Genomic DNA, 16,749 nt, shown 5'->3' with positions numbered 1-16,749 from the left:
ATCGCGCGGTTTGCACGTGGCGCAGATGCGTAAGCACGGCTAATGAAAATCCACGTTAAAGATGCGGTTTTGTCGCTAATTTATCCGGCATCAGCGATTTAAGCCGTTTTAACGCGTAGCAGTTATCAGGCCGATAAATGTGTGCTGGATCACACTTTGGTGAAGTGCGCCCTTTTTGGTCGTTTATCCATAAAATAATTTCGCGCAATGCCGTCTACAAATATCGCAGAAATTTGTGGAATGCTCGGGTGAGCATTTTGCGAGAAAAGTCGCCATGAATATCGGCCCTACGAACTGTAGGTACATTTTTAACCGTAGCGGTGCTACTATTTGCGCGCTGAATAATGCGAAGAACTCTCGGGAACGCAGTATGTTACGTAAACATCAACTTCATCGGGAAGCCGACGTCCTGCTCTCCCTGCTCCATATCTGCAAAATCGTCGTAACTGCCCTATTTCTGCTGCTGTTTATTTCTCGCTCAGCAATTGCTGAAATAAAAGACGATAAAGCCAATCGCATTGTCAGCGGTATTATTAGTTTTACCCATTGGCCGGGTTTAACCGGCGCGCCGCAACTCTGCGTATTTTCCTCCGCGCAACATCTCTCATTGCCACAAAATAGTGTGCCTTCAGCCGTTCCGTTTAGCGTGGTTTATCTCTCCAGCGAAAGTGAACTGGCAACGCAGCATTGCGATGCGGTCTATTTTGGCGATCAGACGCCGCAACAACAGGTTGAACTTTTTAATCACCTCAAAGGTAAGGCGGTATTAACCCTCGCTGAAAACAATGCGGAATGTACCATTGGCGCCGCCTTCTGCCTGATTTTTAAACCCGACCACACGCTGTTCTCAGTCAACCTTGATTCGCTTGCCAGGAGCGGCGTCAAGGTGAGTCCGGACGTACTGTTGCTGTCCCGCAATGGAAGCAAATAAGATGAAAATAGAAAATTCACTAAATGACAAATCATCGATTCGTAACAAGCTGCGCAAGATTAGCACCATCAACTCTGCGGTGATTTTATTGCTGTGCTGGCTGCTGCTCTCATCGACTTCCCTGCTGTTTATTAAAAGCTACGAGAAAAGAAATCTGGAATTAATTGCCGCCACGCTCAGCACCACGCTGACGGCCGCCACGGTATTTGAAGACAGCTACGACGCGCATAATAAAATCGCGCGCCTCGGCAATGAAGGCATGTTCGATTCCGCCAAACTGGTGACTGACGATCACACTGTTTTAGTTGACTGGCATGATCGACAAGAACAGACCGGCTGGTATCCGCGATTATTACGTGAGTGGATTTATCTTAAACCGCTCAGCGTTAATATTAACCACTCGGAAGCCAATGTCGGTACGCTGACGCTGGAAGGCACCGTTACCGGTGCGGCCGATTTCATCCGTTATTCGCTGATGATTCTGACCAGCGGCATGCTGTGCGTGTTAATCATCTCCTTCCTGCTGAGTGAATTTCTCCATCGCGGCATACTTGCCTCGCTGCGTAATATCACCAGCTCGATCCACTACGTGATCCATTCCGGTGATTTTTCCTTACGTATCCCGGAAAGCCCCACGCGCGAGTTTCAGCTGTTTTCCAATGACCTCAACTCGTTGCTGACAGAGATGCAGACGCTGCAGGCTTCTCTGATCCGCGATAATCACACGCTGGCCGCCAAAGCGCTGGAAGACCCGCTGACCGGCCTCGCCAACCGCGCCGCCTTTGTGGCGCGTTTAACCCAACTGCTCGATCAGCAACTGGCGAAAGAGCGCTTTGTTTTGCTGTTTCTCGATGGCGATCGCTTTAAAAGCATCAATGATAACTGGGGCCATGCCGCCGGTGATGAAGTACTGAAAGCGATTGGTTCGCGCCTCTCCGCATTGGCGTATAAACAGGATTTAGTCGCGCGTTTAGGCGGCGATGAGTTTGCCATGCTGGTGAGCAGCCGCGCCAGCGAGGCGCAATTGCAGTTGCTGATGCAGGATATTAATGAAGCCATCAGCCAGAAAATTGTTATTGCTGAAGGCACTCCGATTTCCACCTCGGTGACCATTGGCTACGCCTGGTCGCAGCACGGCGATACGGTTGAGTCGATTTTGGAACGCGCAGATATGAACATGTACAAAAATAAGGGAAAGAGTAAGGTGCGGAGATGAAGATGAAAATTTTCCTGATGGTGTGTGTGCTGGCGCTGGTCGGTTGCCAGGCAAAGGGACGTTTCAGCGATGAACAGATCGCGGCGATGCGTAATGCCGGTTTCAGCCAAAATAGCGAAGGTTGGGGATTAGGTTTGTCGGACAAAATTCTGTTTGGCGTTAACGAATCTGAACTCACTCCCGCCAGTAAAAACACCATTCAGACAATGGCGAAAAATCTGGCGACGACCGGCATTAAGCATGTGCGTATTGATGGTCATACCGATAACTATGGCAAAGCGGATTACAACCAGCAGCTGTCGTTGAAAAGAGCCAACGCCGTTGCGACACAATGGGCGCAAGGCGCAGCAATTCCGCGCGAAAATATCGTTACGCGCGGCTTAGGAATGAGCGCGCCGATTGCCAGCAACAATAACCCGCAGGGCCGTGCGCAAAACCGCCGCGTGGCGATTGTGATTACGGCGCCGTGATGATCTGACGCTCGACTGCATAATCGTACAAACGGTCGCGCGCTAAATTTTTCATTTTCACTTCGCACATAATATCGAAGGCATCAAACGACAGCGCCCAATCATTTAAGCTTTGATTGAAGTAATAATCGGCATGGGCGCGAAGTTTGGTTTTCGACACCGCCAAATCCTGCTGATCCGGGAAACCGTGATCGGGAATTAAACCTTCCTGCGCAATCGAATAGTGCAAAACTGGCCGCACACCGCGCCACGACGCTTTTATCAGCGCGATGCGCGCATCATCAGCCTGAATATAGTGATTCTCTTTCACCCAATGATGGTGAATATCCAGCACTACCGGACACAACTCACGCGCCTGCAACACATCGTCCAGCGAACATGATATTTCATCATTCTCCACCGTCAGCATATTGCGCGCTTCAGGGGTGAGCCGCAGAAACGCGGCGCGGAATCCCTCAAAGCCTTTTTTGCCGTTCATATGGATGTTGATTTTGAAATCCTGAAACTGTCGGCCATAACCCATTAATACCGCACAGGTAGCGTGATACTCCACATCCTCAATCGCGCGATCGACCACGCCGTCATTATCGGAGGCCAGCACCGTATATTGGCCGGGGTGGAATGAAAGCCGAATATTATTAGCGCGCGCCAGCTCGCCGCAGCGGCGTAGTAACGGCGTAAGATCGGGCAATAATTCACCGTACAGCTGAGTCGCTTGTGGCACCGTGTAAAGCGGCAATAGATCGCTGCCGATGCGCATCATGCGCAGCGCGTCGGGCTGCGTGGCCAGCTTTTCAAGCGTGAGAGTGAGATTTTGCAGATTGTTTTGCGCCAGTTGGTTTAGCAGCGTGATGCGTGATTCATCATTGAGACTAAGAAAGCGCGTGCGGGTGGTGCTTTTGAAGGGATACGGCTGTTTAGCCTGTTGATCCAGATACTTACAAGCAAAGCCTAATTTCATTTCATCCCCCGTTTAATCAGCGTGAAAGTGTAGCTGCGATCGGAGAAAGTGCCAGGTGCGCATCGCGGCGCACCTGGCTGACATCACACGTCCGGAAAAGTCATATTGCTGCCCGGCGCTTCACGATGCAGGTGGATAAAGTTCAGGTGACGTTCGTACTGATCGAGAATATCGATGATCACCTGCTCTTTGTTGTAGTCCATCAAATCATTGCCTTGGCTGCCTTCCAGCAAGAAGGTTTCCAGACGGTAATAGGTCGATTTACCGCTACGTGCGCGATAGGTAAAGCCCGGTACCGAATACTGCTGTGGCCAGATTTGATAAACGAAATCCTGCTCCTCGCCCAGCAACACGCGCAGATCAAGGTGGCCCAGCGGCTGCCCTTCTTCTGGCTCGGCACGCTCCAGTGATACACGTCCACCGCGCAGCTCCAGCTCTTTCGCCACATCCTGCATCGCCGGGAACAGCACCTCTTCCATCATCTTCTGCGTATAGCGCGTGCCCGGATAGTTCATCAGACGCGACAGGCGCTTCTTCCAGCTCAGGCGATCGTTACTGGCTGAAATGTACGGCGCAGTGTCGCGGCTGGCGCTGGCGCGGCGGTGATCTTCCACCTTCAGCGATTTATACAGCCCGGCCATCACAAAGAAGATTACAAAGCTAAACGGTAAGCCCATGATCACCGTGGCGTTCTGCAAGGCAGAAATCCCGTTGGTCATTAGCATGCCCATCGTCAGCACACCAATCGCAATCGACCAGAAGATACGCAGCCAGTTCGGTGCATCGCTGTTGATGTCTTTCAGCTTCGAGGTGAAGTTACCCAGCACCAGCGAACCGGAATCCGCCGACGTCACGTAGAACAGCATGCCGGTGATGGTGGCCACCGAAGCACTGAATTTAAACGCCGGATACTGCGCCAGCAGGCTATAGAAGCCGCGTTCGGCATGCGCCATCACTTCCTGCGCAAAGCCGGCATCGCCGTGAATGATTTCATACAGCGCCGCGTTACCAAACACCGACAGCCACAGCAGCGTAAAGGTGAACGGGATAATCAGCGTACCCAACACGAACTCACGAATGGTACGACCGCGAGAGATACGTGCAAGGAACAGACCGACAAACGGCGACCAGGCAACCCACCACGCCCAGAAGAACAGCGTCCAGCTATTCATCCACTCGCGTGGCTGATCGAAGGCAAAAGTATTCAACGTCATGCCCATAAAGCGATTGACGTAATCACCAACGTTCAGCACCAGTGCGTTGAGCAGGAAATCGGTTTTGCCCATAAACAGCACGAACAGAATTAAGCCCAGCGCCAGCGCGACGTTCAGCTCAGAAAGAATACGGATGCCTTTATCCACGCCGGATGTTACTGAGATGGTGGCGATGATCACCGACAGCACAATTAGCGCGGCCTGCGCCGTGAAACCTTCCGGCACATCGAACAGCACGTTGAGGCCGTAGTTTAGCTGCACCACACCAATCCCCAACGTGGTGGCGATACCAAAGATGGTGCCGATCACCGCGGCGATATCCACCGTGTGACCAATCGGGCCATTAATGCGTTTGCCGAAAATCGGATAGAGCGCCGAACGGATGGTGAGCGGCAGATTGTAGCGATAGCTGAAGTAGCCGAGCGCTATGCCCATTAATGCGTACATCGACCAGCCGGTGACGCCGTAGTGGAATAGCGTCCATACCATCGCCTGACGCGCGGCTTCCATGGTCTGCCCTGCACCTTCTGGCGGCTGCATATATTGGGTTACCGGCTCGGCAACCGAGAAGAACATCAGGTCAATACCGATGCCGGCGGCAAACAGCATCGCCGACCAGCTCAGCAAGCTGAACTCGGGTTTGGATTGCTCCGGCCCCAGCTTGATGGCGCCGTAGCGCGAACACGCCATATAGATGACGAACACGATGTACAGCGTGGCAGCGAGCATGTAGTACCAGCCAAACGTGGAGGTGACCCAGTTAACGGCGGTCAAAAGCCAGCTGGCAGCGAGTTCGCTGTAAAAAATCGTGACAAGTGAAAATGTCAGAATCAGTCCGGCGGAGGTGTAAAACACCACAGGATTGATTCTGTCTTTTTCACTGGCAGGTGGATTAATCATCGATTACCTCTGGTTAATTTCCTGTAGTACGTGCCAAAGAAGCTCGCGGAGATCGCCATTAACGGCATCCCGACGAGGCAAAATGCGGTTTTCGTGGGATGCGCGTGCATACGCATCCGCTAAGTCCCTTCGCTTCGCCGCTTCGTTTTTGTAACAATCCAAGCACAGCATCCTAACAAATTTCTTTTTTATATTGAACGTGCAATCAAAAAAAGTTTTAATAGTGTTCTAAGATTGAAGTGGAGCTGGAGTGTTATGCCAAAGGTGGGAATGCAGCCGATACGTCGTCGGCAACTGATTGATGCGACCCTGAGCACCATCAACGAAGTCGGGATCAACGATGCCACCATTGCGCAGATTGCGCGACGTGCTGGCGTATCGACAGGCATCATTAGCCACTACTTCAAAGACAAGAACGGTCTGCTGGAAGCCACGATGCGTGACGTAACACGTCAGCTACGTGATGCGGTAGCAGCAAGGTTAAAACCGCTGGCAGACGCCACAACGGAAGCGCGCCTGCTGGCGATTGTGGAAGGCAACTTTGATGATTCTCAGGTGCACAGCGCCGCAATGAAAGCCTGGCTGGATTTTTGGGCCAGCAGCATGCATCAGCCACAGTTGGGCCGCTTAGAACGCGTGAGCAGCCGGCGCCTGTTTTCCACATTGGCAGCCGAGTTTCGTCGCGTTATCCCGCGTGAAAAGGCGCGTCTGGCGGCACATGGCCTCGCTTCATTGATTGATGGCCTGTGGCTTCGCGCAGCACTCAGCGGCAAACCGTTCGATTTGGCTATCGCCAGACAGCTCACCACCCAATTCATTCGTCAGCAATTGGCTGACCAGAATCACTGAGGAAGGAGAAATCATGTCCCGATTCACCGAGCAACACCTTTATATTGATGGCGCGTTGGTTCCCGCTGCGGCAGGTAACACATTCCAGACCATCAACCCGGCGAACGGCGAAGTGCTGGCCGACGTGCATGAAGCGGAACGCGCAGACGTTGATCGCGCTGTTGCCGCCGCGAAAAAAGGCCAGAAAATCTGGGCGGCGATGACCGCGATGGAACGTTCACGCATTCTGCGTCGTGCGGTCGATATTCTGCGTGAGCGCAATGACGAACTGGCCGCGCTGGAAACCCTCGACACCGGCAAACCGCTGAGCGAAACCCAATACGTGGACATCGTCACCGGTGCCGACGTGCTCGAGTACTACGCGGGCTTGATTCCTTCTCTGGAAGGCCAGCAAATTCCGCTGCGTGATACCTCGTTCGTTTACACCCGCCGCGAACCGCTGGGCGTGGTAGCCGGGATCGGTGCGTGGAACTATCCGATTCAGATCGCGCTGTGGAAATCCGCGCCAGCATTGGCCGCCGGTAACGCAATGATCTTCAAACCCAGCGAAGTCACGCCGCTGACCGCGCTGAAACTGGCGGAAATCTATACTGAAGCGGGCGTGCCGAACGGCGTGTTCAACGTGTTAAACGGTCGCGGCGCGGTCACTGGCCAGCTGCTTACCGATCATCCGGGCATCGATAAAGTCTCCTTCACCGGCGGCGTTGCCAGCGGTAAGAAAGTGATGGCCAATGCCGCCGGTTCGACGCTGAAAGATGTCACCATGGAACTGGGCGGCAAATCCCCGTTGATCATCTTTGACGACGCCGATCTCGGCCTCGCCGCGGATATCGCGATGATGGCGAACTTCTACAGCTCGGGCCAGGTTTGCACCAACGGCACGCGCGTGTTTATCCCAGCTGATTTGCAAGCGGCGTTTGAAGCCAAAATCGCTGAGCGCGTGGCGCGTATTAAGGCCGGCGATCTCAACCATCCAGATACCAACTTCGGTCCGCTGGTGAGCTTCGCGCATCGCGACAACGTGATGCGCTTTATTGAATCCGGCATCAGCGAAGGTGCGCGCCTGCTGTGCGGAGGTAAACGTCTGAGCGGTGCGGCTTTCGATAACGGCGCATGGGTGGAACCGACCGTGTTCACCGACTGCCGCGATGAGATGACCATTGTGCGTGAAGAGATCTTCGGGCCAGTGATGTCGATTCTGACTTATGAAAGCGAAGAAGAAGTGGTTCGCCGCGCCAACGCTACCGAATTTGGCCTGGCGGCCGGTGTGGTAACCCAGGATCTTAACCGCGCGCACCGCGTAATTCACCAGATTGAAGCGGGCATTTGCTGGATCAATACCTGGGGCGAATCTGACGCCGCAATGCCGGTGGGCGGTTACAAACATTCGGGTGTGGGCCGTGAAAATGGCCTGATGACGCTGCAAAACTACACACAGGTGAAATCTGTGCAGCTCGAAATGACCCGTTTTCAGTCCGTATTTTAATTTTGGCTTTTAACCTGAGGAACGACTAATGGAATTTGATTACATCATTATCGGAGCCGGATCCGCAGGGAACGTTTTGGCAACAAGACTGACCGAAGATAGCAGCGTCAATGTGCTGCTTTTAGAAGCGGGCGGCCCAGATTACCGCTTCGACTTCCGCACGCAGATGCCTGCGGCGCTGGCGTTTCCGCTGCAGGGAAAACGCTACAACTGGGCGTATGAAACTGAACCTGAGCCGTACATGAACAACCGCCGCATGGAGTGCGGGCGCGGTAAAGGTTTGGGCGGTTCATCGCTGATCAACGGCATGTGTTACATCCGTGGTAACGCGATGGACCTCGATAACTGGGCCAGGGAGCCTGGTCTGGAAAACTGGAGCTATCTGAACTGCCTGCCCTACTATCGCAAATCAGAAACGCGCGATATCGGTGCCAATGATTATCACGGCGGCGAAGGTCCGGTGAGCATCACCACCTGTAAACCTGGTAACAATCCGCTGTTTGCGGCGATGATTGAAGCGGGCGTGCAGGCAGGTTATCCGCGCACTGATGACCTGAATGGCTATCAGCAGGAAGGTTTCGGGCCAATGGATCGCTTTGTGACGCCGAAAGGTCGCCGCTCCAGCACCGCGCGCGGTTATCTGGATACCGCGAAAACCCGTCCGAACCTGAAAATCGTCACCCATGCGACCACCGACCGCATTCTGTTTGAAGGTAAACGCGCGGTTGGCGTGCAGTATCTGCTGGGTTCCAGCAATACCTCGCACCAGGCGCATGCACGTCGTGAAGTGCTGCTGTGCGCCGGAGCCATCGCCTCGCCGCAGATTCTGCAGCGTTCCGGGGTCGGATCCGCTGAATTGCTGAAACAGTTCGATATCCCGCTGGTGCATGATTTGCCGGGCGTGGGTGAGAACTTGCAGGATCACCTCGAAATGTACCTGCAATATGAGTGCAAAGAGCCAGTTTCGCTCTACCCGGCCTTGAAGTGGTGGAACCAACCGAAAATCGGTGCGGAGTGGCTGTTTAATGGTACCGGCGTCGGCGCCAGCAACCACTTTGAAGGCGGCGGCTTTATCCGCAGCCGTGAAGAGTTCAGCTGGCCGAATATTCAGTATCACTTCCTGCCGGTGGCGATTAACTACAACGGCTCGAACGCGGTGGAAGCGCACGGCTTCCAGTGCCACGTTGGTTCGATGCGCTCACCGAGCCGCGGTCATGTACGCCTGAAATCACGCGATCCGCGTCGCCATCCAGCGATTCTGTTCAACTACATGTCACATGAGCAGGATTGGCAGGAGTTCCGCGATGCGATTCGTATTACGCGCCAGATCATCAACCAGCCGGCGCTGGATAAATATCGCGGTAAAGAGATCAGCCCTGGCCTGGATTGCCAGACCGATGAGCAGTTAGATGAGTTTGTGCGAAATCACGGCGAAACGGCTTATCACCCGTGCGGCACCTGTAAAATGGGTAACGACGAGATGTCTGTCGTCGATGGTGAAGGCCGCGTTCATGGCGTTGAAGCCCTGCGCGTGGTAGATGCTTCAATCATGCCGCTGATCATCACCGGTAACCTGAACGCGACGACCATCATGATCGGCGAGAAAATCGCAGATAACATTCGTGGTCGACAGCCGCTGCCGCGCAGCGAAGCGGATTACTTTGTTGCCGGTGATAAACCGGTCCGCGCTGAACCGATGCGTGGTTGAGGTTGATTTGGGGGCGACGTTGGTCGCCCTTTTCTTTGGTGGCTAGCTAGCCCAATCCTGAAGATCTAAATCAACTACCCGAGCGAATTCCCGAGTATTGTCAGGGACTAAAATTGTGCCTGCCGCAATGGCATGTCCGGCGATCGCCGCATCATTAGCACCCATCGGAGTACCAGACGCAGCCAAGGACATTGTCACTTTCGTCGTAGCATCTATAGCCGCGCTTCACTGTCACAACGACAATCGCACTGCTGCCAGGCTCACGATTAAGGAAACAATTAAAAGTATGTTGTAACTACAAACCTTAATGTTTGTCCCGTCGCATTTGTTCATACATAGCAATGCCCTCTTCATCTTTTCTGCTGATTTATCTGCTTCAATAAGCCTCCAATTTCGTGAGGATCCGCCATGAAGCGCCGCCATTTTTTGTCGTATCTCACTCTTTCCGCGCTGACAGTGCGCAGCGGGCTAATCTGGGCTGCTTCTAAACGCGTAACAACCCAAATCTTGCCGCTATGGCCAGATTTACCGCCGGGCGGTGGCGGTCCTGCTGGCGCTTTGGTGATTTCAACCAAAGGCGCGCAACGTAATATCGTACAGCCCACACTCACCGTATTAACGCCGCCCTCGCCTAATGGTCGCGCGGTATTGATTGCCGCAGGCGGCGGCTATTCGCGCATTGAAATGGGTAAAGAAGCCTGGCCTGCCGCAGCCTGGCTGACGGCGCGCGGATATACCGCTTATGTGCTGAGTTATCGTTTACCGCATGAAGGCTGGAAAGATGGTGCGATAGTTTCTCTGCAGGATGCACAGCGCGCGCTGCGCCTGGTGCGGCAACGGGAAAAAAATGTCAGCGTGTTGGGGTTTTCTGCCGGTGGGCATCTGCTTGGTATGGCGGTCTCGCGAGCTGATTTTCTATCTTATCGGGCAACCGATGCCCTGGATAACCTGCCCGCCACGGCCGATCGCGCGGCGCTGATCTATCCCATCATTACGCTGGAAGCGCCTTACACCCACACTTCAACCCATAAAATGCTGGTTGGCAACCACGCGCCCGCCAGTGAAAACGCCGCATGGTCAGTGCAGGAGTTTGTCAATCCGCAATCGCCGCCCTTCTTTCTGGTGCAGGCAGAGGACGATCCGATCTCCGATCCGCATAACACGCTGATTATGGCTGACGCCTGTAAGCGTGAGCATGTGCCGGTTGAGATGCATCGCTACAGTAGCGGCGGACATGGATTTGGTATGGGCAGGCCCGGCACGCCGACCATGGCGTGGCCAGAGCACTACGAAAAGTGGTTAAAGAGCTAATCCACCTCAACCGTTTGCTTGCTAATTAATCCCGCCAGCAAGGTCTGCGAACTGGCTACGGCACCAAAAATTCCGCCCTGCATATGGATCATGCTAAGCGCCGCTGCGTGGTGTTTCAGCTCCGTCGCCGCGCAGCAGTCTGACAAAACCAAACACTCAAAACCGCGATCGTTAGCCTCGCGCAGCGTGGTGTGGACGCAGACATCAGTGGTGATGCCGCTGATGATCAGATTGCGAATGCCGCGGCTGCGCAGAATCAGTTCGAGATCGGTAGCGTAAAACGAGCCTTTTCCCGGTTTATCGATGATGACTTCTCCCGGCAATGGCGCCAGTTCCGGGATAATTTCCCAGCCCGGTTCACCGCGCACCAGAATGCGCCCGCACGGACCCGGCGCGCCGATTTCCGCCTGCATGCGCCTGGATCGCCAACGCTTATTTGCGGGCAGATCACTTAAATCCGGCCGATGCCCTTCGCGCGTATGGATGATCGGGAAGCCCAACTCGCGCATCGTTGTCAGCACCTGCTGCAGCGGCTTGATAGGCGCGCGCGTTAAGGCAATATCGTAGCCCATGCTATCGACGTAACCGCCCTTACCGCAGAAATCGGTTTGCATATCGATAACGATCAGTGCGGTATCCTGCGGGCTGCAGCGACCGTCATACGGCCACGAGTAAGGGGTTGAATCAATGGCGTAATCAGGCATTTTTTTCCTCCATCACCGTTACTGTGCTTTCACCTTTTAGTTTCACAATCAGCGTATAGCTGGCGGCAGCAGTCACCAGGCCAATCACCGCTTCACCGAACTGTGGGAAAGCGATGTGCGCAATCACCGCACACAAGCTACCAATCGCCCAGGCGGCAAAGGCGCTGCCGCGCATACGGCGCAATTGGCGCTGTTCGCTGATTTTGGCCATGAAGATCAAATCGACAATCATCACCGCCCCAAACGGCGGCACCACGATGCCGAGCAAGCTCAGCCATTCGAGGAAATAGGACCACACGCCAGCCAGCGCCAGCGCCCCGCCGATCACGCCAAGGATCACCGTCCACAAACGCATTTTGCTGCTGAACAGATGACTAAAGCCGACTGCGCCGTTATACAGGCAGTGCGTACACACCGAACCGAGATTGATAAACACAAACAGGAAAGCAATCACCGACAGCAGCATGCCGTGCCCCATTAGCATTGGCAGGAAGTTGCCGCCGTTACTCGCCGGATCAACCGCCGCGCCCACCGCCACAATCACCACGCCAAACAGATAAGAGATAACGTTCGCCACCGGGAACGCTGAGAACGCGGCAATCACCGCCGATTTACCGTCTTTTGACCAGCGGGTGAAATCTGCCGTCATGGTGCCTGAATCGGCGAAACCGGCCACCACCATGGTGACCGCGGTGCCCATGCTCATCGCGCCCACTGCGCTGCTGCTGCCGGTAAACTGCGTGATGGTGCTGAAATCGTGATCCTTACTGATCAGCCACAGCGCCACCAATCCCAACACCACGAACAGCGGCGCAGCGATCATGCCGAGCACGGACAATGCGCGCACGCCGAGGAAGGTGATGGCGGTATACAGCACCATGGCAAACGCCGTCACCGCCAGCGCATTCCAGCCAAAGGTTTGATTAATCACCGTGCCGGTTAACCCGGTCTGGAAGGCGTACCAACCGATCACTACAGTAGAAAGGAAGCCCGAAACCAAAATGTAGCCTTTGGTGCCAAAGGTGCGTTTCGCCTGCAGCGCGAAGTTCATGCCGGTATTACCGGCGAACCAGCTCAGCGCACCCACATAGGCAAACAGCACCAGATTTCCCAGCAGAATGGCGATAAGCGCCGGCCAGAAGCCGAGATGCCAGGTAATGATGCCGCCAAATAGCGCATTGGTGAGGATCATCGGGAAACCAAACCACACCGCCGACACCGAACCCGTCGAGTGGCGATGGCTGAGCGGAACCGGTTCATGCTCGAACTCCTGCTCTAAAGCTGGTGAATTTTTGTTAGTCATGGGCAACTCCGATTGAAACAGGTGTGATGTAATTCCAGGGTTGTATGCGCTCGAACGCGGCACTCGCCGCCAGCACCAGGCCATCGTCCAGATGACGACCCACGATTTGCATGCCAATCGGCAATCCGCTGGCGGTAAAGCCCGCAGGAACAGACGCCGCCGGTTGGCCGGTGAAATTGAACGGGAAGCAGAATGAGAGCCAGTGATCGCTGCGCACCATGCGGCCATCGATGATCTCGGGTCCCTGCATATTGAGCGGGAAAGGCGGTACCGCCAGCGTCGGCGACAGCAGCAGATCGTAATGCTGCATAAAGCGCCACATCTGGTTACACAGCTTTTTGCGTGTGGTATTGGCGTCGGTAAAGGTTTCAGCGCGCCAGTCGCGTTGCAGCATGGCGCTGAGATGCGGTGACATGCGTGCCCCCAACTCGGCGTGCATGTGACGCATGCCGGTGAGATCGCTCTCAAAAGCCACCAGCGCGGCAAAGGTGGCACCTTCATCGGCGATACCGGGATCGACTTCATCCAGTTCAGCGCCGAGCTCACGGGCAAAACGACGCGCGGCTTGCGTGACAATGTCACGCACTTCGGGATTAACGGCGATGTAACCGAAATCCGCGCTGAAAGCGATGCGCAGACCGCTCAATGGCTTATCCAGCGAGCCCAGCCAATCCACGTCGTTGCAGGGAATCGAATGGCGATCGCGCATATCTGGCCCCGCCATCACCGACATCATCAGCGCGCTGTCGCGCACCGAACGCGTCATCGGGCCGATATGCTCCAGCGACTCCCAGCTGGAAACGCCGGGATAACGCTCGTCGCGACAGCCCGGCCATAAGGGTACGCGCCCCATCGACGCTTTCAGACCAAACACGCCGCAGTGCGCGGCGGGGATTCTTACCGAACCGCCGCCATCGCTGCCCAGCGCAATCGGACACAAGCGCGCCGCCAATGCCGCACCGGAACCGGCGCTCGATCCGCCCGGCGTTTTAGAGAGATCCCACGGATTACGCGGTGATGGAAACAGTGGATTGTGCCCAACGCCGCTATAGCCAAACTCCGGTGCGGTGGTTTTCCCCAGCAGCACCGCATCGGCCGCCAGCAGGCGCTCAACGGTGATGTCATCTTCTTCCGGGACAAAATCAGCGTAGGCATGCGATCCAGAAGTGGTTTTCACGCCTGCGGTACAAATCAGGTCTTTCACCGCCAGCGGAACGCCCGCCAGCGCCCCCAGCGTTTCGCCGCGCGCGCGTTTTGCATCAACAGCGGCCGCCTGTTGCAGCGCCAGCTTTGGCGTAGCGGTACAAAACGCCTGAATCTGCGGCTCGCGCTGCTCCATGCGATTGATGGCGGCTTGCGTCACTTCCTGCGCCGAAACGTCTCCGCCGCGGATTAACGCCGCCAGCGTAGTGGCACCTTCATCCAACAGTGCATCAAACATGCGAATACTCCCGATTTATCACTTATCGGAAACGTTGCAGTTTGCGTGCCAGAAAATTCCATAAATGAGGGCGCTAGCGGCCAGGCCAGATGGGATACGCTCTTGGATACAAGATCGAATACTTATGTTTCTTTACAATGCAGCGGTTGCGATAGGAAGCACGAAAATGGCGCAGTCTTGCGCCACCATGGAGAGCGGCTTAACCGGCCGCAGGAATTAACGCATCCACAACCTGTTCGATCACTTCCACCACACGTTTGACGCGCAGCGGGATAAAGCGCGCATCGGGGAATACCGCGTAGAGAAAACGGTCTGGCAGACGATATTGTGGCAAGATGCGTACCAGCGAACCTGATTTTAATGCCTCCTGCACCAGTGGTAACTGCATGCCGCCGACGCCGATGTCCGCCTGCAGCGCCTGCAACAACCCTTCGCTGCTGTTGGCGCGAAACACGGTATTCACGGTTAGCGCTACGGTTTCCTGGTTGGATATCAGGCGCAGCGGTGCCTGTTTGTCGATACCGCTAAAGCGAACATGCGGATGCGCGGCCAGCTCTGCCAGCGAGGTAATCGGTGTTGCGCGTACCCGCTCAGGCGCAGCAAACAGCGGCGTTTCAATACGCGCCAGTAATCTCGCCGGAAACATCTCCGGCGGCATTTCACTCAGGCGCAACGCGATATCCACGCCTTCACTCACCAGTTCGGCCACGCGATCGTCGAGCGCGATGGTCAGATGCAATTCTGGGTTCGCGCGTTGCAGCGCCAGCAAAGGCGGCAGCAAGCGCTGGCCTAATCCGCTGGGTAATTGGATATGCACGCTGCCTTGCAGCGCTTGCTGCGCCGGGCGCAACTGGCTTTCAACATCCTGCATCGCGGCCAGCAGCGGCTGCATCTGCTGTAAGTATCGCTCGCCCTGCTCAGTCAATTTCATCGCGCGCGTGGTGCGGTGCAACAACACGATGCCGAGTTCTTCCTCCAGCGCCGCGATTTGCTGGCTCACGGCGGATTGCTTCATCCCGCTCAGGCGCGCTGCTGCCGAAAACGATCCGGCTTCCGCCACGCGAATGAAGGTATTGATGGCATTGAGTTTATTATTCATTTAATGATTTTTCTGATAAGTGGCATCTGGATAGTGGGATATCAGCAATAAAAATAATAGATAACACTGTGCCTGTCTTGTTCACAGGAGAATCATCATGTCGCAAACACATCACGTCGCGCTGGTCGCGGGCGCAACCGGCATTGTCGGCAGTGAGTTGGTAAAAACGCTGCGTCAGCAGGATTGGCAGGTGATCGGCCTGACGCGCCAGCCTGCAATCTCAACGCAGAATATCCCTTTCATCCATGTCGATCTGCTGGATGCGCAGCACAGTGCACAGGCGCTGGCCCCGCTCAATCAGGTCACGCATATTTTCTACAGCGCTTGGCTGAATGCTGCCAACTGGCGTGAAATGGTCGAACCCAACGTGACGATGCTGCGCAATCTGGTGGTTAACATCGATAAAATCGCGCAGTTGCGCAGCGTCAGTTTGATGCAGGGATACAAAGTTTATGGCGCGCATCTGGGACCGTTCAAAACGCCCGCGCGCGAAAGTGATCCCGGCGTCGCGGGAGCCGAATTCAATGCGCAACAGCTGCGTTGGCTAAGTGACTTTCAGCGCGGTAAAAGCTGGCACTGGCACGCCTTGCGTCCCGGTGTGGTCGGCAGCGCGGTACCCGGTAATGCCATGAACCTGGCGCTGAGCATCGCGCTCTACGCATCTCTGTGTAAATCTCAGGGCTTACCGCTACGTTTTCCCGGTTCATCGCACGCCTGGCACAGCATGGTCGATCATACCGATGCGGGATTACTCGCGCAGGCCACGCTGTGGGCGGCCAATGCGCCTGGCGCGCGCAATCAAGCTTTCAACGTTAACAACGGCGATTTATGGCGCTGGAGTGAGCTGTGGCCTACGATTGCCCGGTGGTTTGAACTGGAAAGCGCGCCGGCGGTGAATCTGTCGTTTTCTCAGCTGTTTCAGGATTACCGCGCGCTATGGCAAACCATCGCTATAGAACATCAGCTGATCGCGCCGGATATCTTGCAGCTAAATGATGGGCAATTTGCCGATTTTGTCTTTGGCTGGGATTACGACATGTTTGGGGATGGCAGCAAAATACGGCGCGCAGGTTTTAACGGTTATCAGGCGACGGATGAGATGTTCTTTGCTCTGTTTGCGCAGTTACGCGCAGCACGCATTATCCCTTAACGCTAA

Annotated in this window: 14 protein-coding genes and 1 pseudogene; 8 read left to right on the top strand and 7 right to left on the bottom strand. The window is 55.1% G+C overall.

The window, feature by feature from the left end; genetic code table 11:
- Positions 1-274 precede the first annotated feature (274 nt).
- The 3 genes from ACFQW4_RS01055 to ACFQW4_RS01045 are packed head-to-tail and all read left to right on the top strand — an operon-like array spanning position 275 to position 2,617.
- Complete coding sequence (locus tag ACFQW4_RS01055; protein ID WP_233501695.1) at positions 275-931, top strand: YfiR family protein; 657 nt, start codon at positions 275-277, stop codon at positions 929-931.
- A gap of 1 nt (position 932) precedes the next feature.
- A complete protein-coding gene (locus ACFQW4_RS01050) occupies positions 933-2,147 on the top strand; it encodes a diguanylate cyclase domain-containing protein (protein ID WP_377723242.1) in 1,215 nt (404 codons plus the stop codon).
- Positions 2,144-2,617: an OmpA family protein gene (locus ACFQW4_RS01045; RefSeq protein ID WP_101761560.1), complete on the top strand. Its 474-nt coding sequence runs from the start codon at positions 2,144-2,146 to the stop codon at positions 2,615-2,617. Before ACFQW4_RS01050 ends, ACFQW4_RS01045 begins: the two co-directional genes overlap by 4 nt.
- Here the strand turns inward: ACFQW4_RS01045 and uvsE are convergent.
- Positions 2,604-3,578 carry a UV DNA damage repair endonuclease UvsE gene (gene uvsE, locus ACFQW4_RS01040; RefSeq protein WP_377723240.1) on the bottom strand — a complete coding sequence of 325 codons (975 nt, stop codon included), beginning with the start codon at positions 3,576-3,578 and terminating at the stop codon, positions 2,604-2,606. The two genes, ACFQW4_RS01045 and uvsE, sit on opposite strands and share 14 nt — an antisense overlap.
- An 83-nt stretch (positions 3,579-3,661) precedes the next feature.
- Positions 3,662-5,692 carry a choline transporter gene (locus ACFQW4_RS01035; RefSeq protein ID WP_101761562.1) on the bottom strand — a complete coding sequence of 677 codons (2,031 nt, stop codon included), beginning with the start codon at positions 5,690-5,692 and terminating at the stop codon, positions 3,662-3,664.
- 255 nt (positions 5,693-5,947) lie between these two features.
- Between ACFQW4_RS01035 and betI the strand changes: the two genes are divergently transcribed.
- The 3 genes from betI to betA are packed head-to-tail and all read left to right on the top strand — an operon-like array spanning position 5,948 to position 9,735.
- Positions 5,948-6,541, top strand: coding sequence for a transcriptional regulator BetI (gene betI, locus ACFQW4_RS01030; RefSeq protein ID WP_101761563.1), 594 nt, complete (start codon positions 5,948-5,950; stop codon positions 6,539-6,541).
- Positions 6,542-6,554: 13 nt separating this feature from the next.
- Positions 6,555-8,027, top strand: a complete 1,473-nt coding sequence (gene betB / locus ACFQW4_RS01025) for a betaine-aldehyde dehydrogenase (protein ID WP_377723237.1) — start codon at positions 6,555-6,557, stop codon at positions 8,025-8,027.
- A 28-nt stretch (positions 8,028-8,055) separates the two neighbouring features.
- Complete coding sequence (gene betA, locus ACFQW4_RS01020; RefSeq protein ID WP_101761565.1) at positions 8,056-9,735, top strand: choline dehydrogenase; 1,680 nt, start codon at positions 8,056-8,058, stop codon at positions 9,733-9,735.
- A 42-nt stretch (positions 9,736-9,777) separates the two neighbouring features.
- Here the strand turns inward: betA and ACFQW4_RS01015 are convergent.
- Positions 9,778-9,957 (bottom strand): annotated as a pseudogene (locus ACFQW4_RS01015) (VapC toxin family PIN domain ribonuclease); the annotation flags it as partial.
- A gap of 186 nt (positions 9,958-10,143) precedes the next feature.
- Between ACFQW4_RS01015 and ACFQW4_RS01010 the strand changes: the two are divergent.
- The gene (locus ACFQW4_RS01010; RefSeq protein WP_377723234.1) at positions 10,144-11,046 is read left to right on the top strand and encodes an alpha/beta hydrolase; all 903 of its coding nucleotides are present in this window, start codon (positions 10,144-10,146) and stop codon (positions 11,044-11,046) included.
- Here the strand turns inward: ACFQW4_RS01010 and ACFQW4_RS01005 are convergent.
- The 4 genes from ACFQW4_RS01005 to ACFQW4_RS00990 form a co-directional block, all read right to left on the bottom strand.
- Positions 11,043-11,750 carry a cysteine hydrolase family protein gene (locus ACFQW4_RS01005; RefSeq protein WP_377723232.1) on the bottom strand — a complete coding sequence of 236 codons (708 nt, stop codon included), beginning with the start codon at positions 11,748-11,750 and terminating at the stop codon, positions 11,043-11,045. The genes ACFQW4_RS01010 and ACFQW4_RS01005 overlap by 4 nt on opposite strands.
- Positions 11,743-13,053: a cytosine permease gene (locus ACFQW4_RS01000; protein WP_222183440.1), complete on the bottom strand. Its 1,311-nt coding sequence runs from the start codon at positions 13,051-13,053 to the stop codon at positions 11,743-11,745. Before ACFQW4_RS01000 ends, ACFQW4_RS01005 begins: the two co-directional genes overlap by 8 nt.
- Positions 13,046-14,494, bottom strand: a complete 1,449-nt coding sequence (locus tag ACFQW4_RS00995; RefSeq protein WP_377723230.1) for an amidase — start codon at positions 14,492-14,494, stop codon at positions 13,046-13,048. Before ACFQW4_RS00995 ends, ACFQW4_RS01000 begins: the two co-directional genes overlap by 8 nt.
- A 199-nt stretch (positions 14,495-14,693) precedes the next feature.
- Entirely contained in the window at positions 14,694-15,593 is a 900-nt protein-coding gene (locus ACFQW4_RS00990; protein WP_192413109.1) for a LysR family transcriptional regulator, read from the bottom strand.
- 97 nt (positions 15,594-15,690) lie between these two features.
- Between ACFQW4_RS00990 and ACFQW4_RS00985 the strand changes: the two genes are divergently transcribed.
- Positions 15,691-16,743, top strand: a complete 1,053-nt coding sequence (locus ACFQW4_RS00985; protein WP_377723228.1) for an SDR family oxidoreductase — start codon at positions 15,691-15,693, stop codon at positions 16,741-16,743.
- The last annotated feature ends 6 nt before the right edge of the window (positions 16,744-16,749 follow it).

This window comes from Pantoea sp. GCM10028869, from assembly GCF_042666835.1.
GTDB classification, from domain to species: domain Bacteria; phylum Pseudomonadota; class Gammaproteobacteria; order Enterobacterales; family Enterobacteriaceae; genus Pantoea; species Pantoea leporis.
Note: the sequence above shows the minus strand (reverse complement) of the source record. Positions and strands in the feature narration are given on the sequence as shown.

What these genes read in the sequence shown, in the direction of transcription:
- ACFQW4_RS01055 (WP_233501695.1), top strand. Translation starts at nt 275, where the DNA reads ATGAATATCGGCCCTACGAACTGTAGGTACATTTTTAACCGTAGCGGT.
- ACFQW4_RS01050 (WP_377723242.1), top strand. Translation starts at nt 933, where the DNA reads ATGAAAATAGAAAATTCACTAAATGACAAATCATCGATTCGTAACAAG.
- ACFQW4_RS01045 (WP_101761560.1), top strand. Translation starts at nt 2,144, where the DNA reads ATGAAGATGAAAATTTTCCTGATGGTGTGTGTGCTGGCGCTGGTCGGT.
- uvsE (WP_377723240.1), bottom strand. Translation starts at nt 3,578, where the DNA reads ATGAAATTAGGCTTTGCTTGTAAGTATCTGGATCAACAGGCTAAACAG.
- ACFQW4_RS01035 (WP_101761562.1), bottom strand. Translation starts at nt 5,692, where the DNA reads ATGATTAATCCACCTGCCAGTGAAAAAGACAGAATCAATCCTGTGGTG.
- betI (WP_101761563.1), top strand. Translation starts at nt 5,948, where the DNA reads ATGCCAAAGGTGGGAATGCAGCCGATACGTCGTCGGCAACTGATTGAT.
- betB (WP_377723237.1), top strand. Translation starts at nt 6,555, where the DNA reads ATGTCCCGATTCACCGAGCAACACCTTTATATTGATGGCGCGTTGGTT.
- betA (WP_101761565.1), top strand. Translation starts at nt 8,056, where the DNA reads ATGGAATTTGATTACATCATTATCGGAGCCGGATCCGCAGGGAACGTT.
- ACFQW4_RS01010 (WP_377723234.1), top strand. Translation starts at nt 10,144, where the DNA reads ATGAAGCGCCGCCATTTTTTGTCGTATCTCACTCTTTCCGCGCTGACA.
- ACFQW4_RS01005 (WP_377723232.1), bottom strand. Translation starts at nt 11,750, where the DNA reads ATGCCTGATTACGCCATTGATTCAACCCCTTACTCGTGGCCGTATGAC.
- ACFQW4_RS01000 (WP_222183440.1), bottom strand. Translation starts at nt 13,053, where the DNA reads ATGACTAACAAAAATTCACCAGCTTTAGAGCAGGAGTTCGAGCATGAA.
- ACFQW4_RS00995 (WP_377723230.1), bottom strand. Translation starts at nt 14,494, where the DNA reads ATGTTTGATGCACTGTTGGATGAAGGTGCCACTACGCTGGCGGCGTTA.
- ACFQW4_RS00990 (WP_192413109.1), bottom strand. Translation starts at nt 15,593, where the DNA reads ATGAATAATAAACTCAATGCCATCAATACCTTCATTCGCGTGGCGGAA.
- ACFQW4_RS00985 (WP_377723228.1), top strand. Translation starts at nt 15,691, where the DNA reads ATGTCGCAAACACATCACGTCGCGCTGGTCGCGGGCGCAACCGGCATT.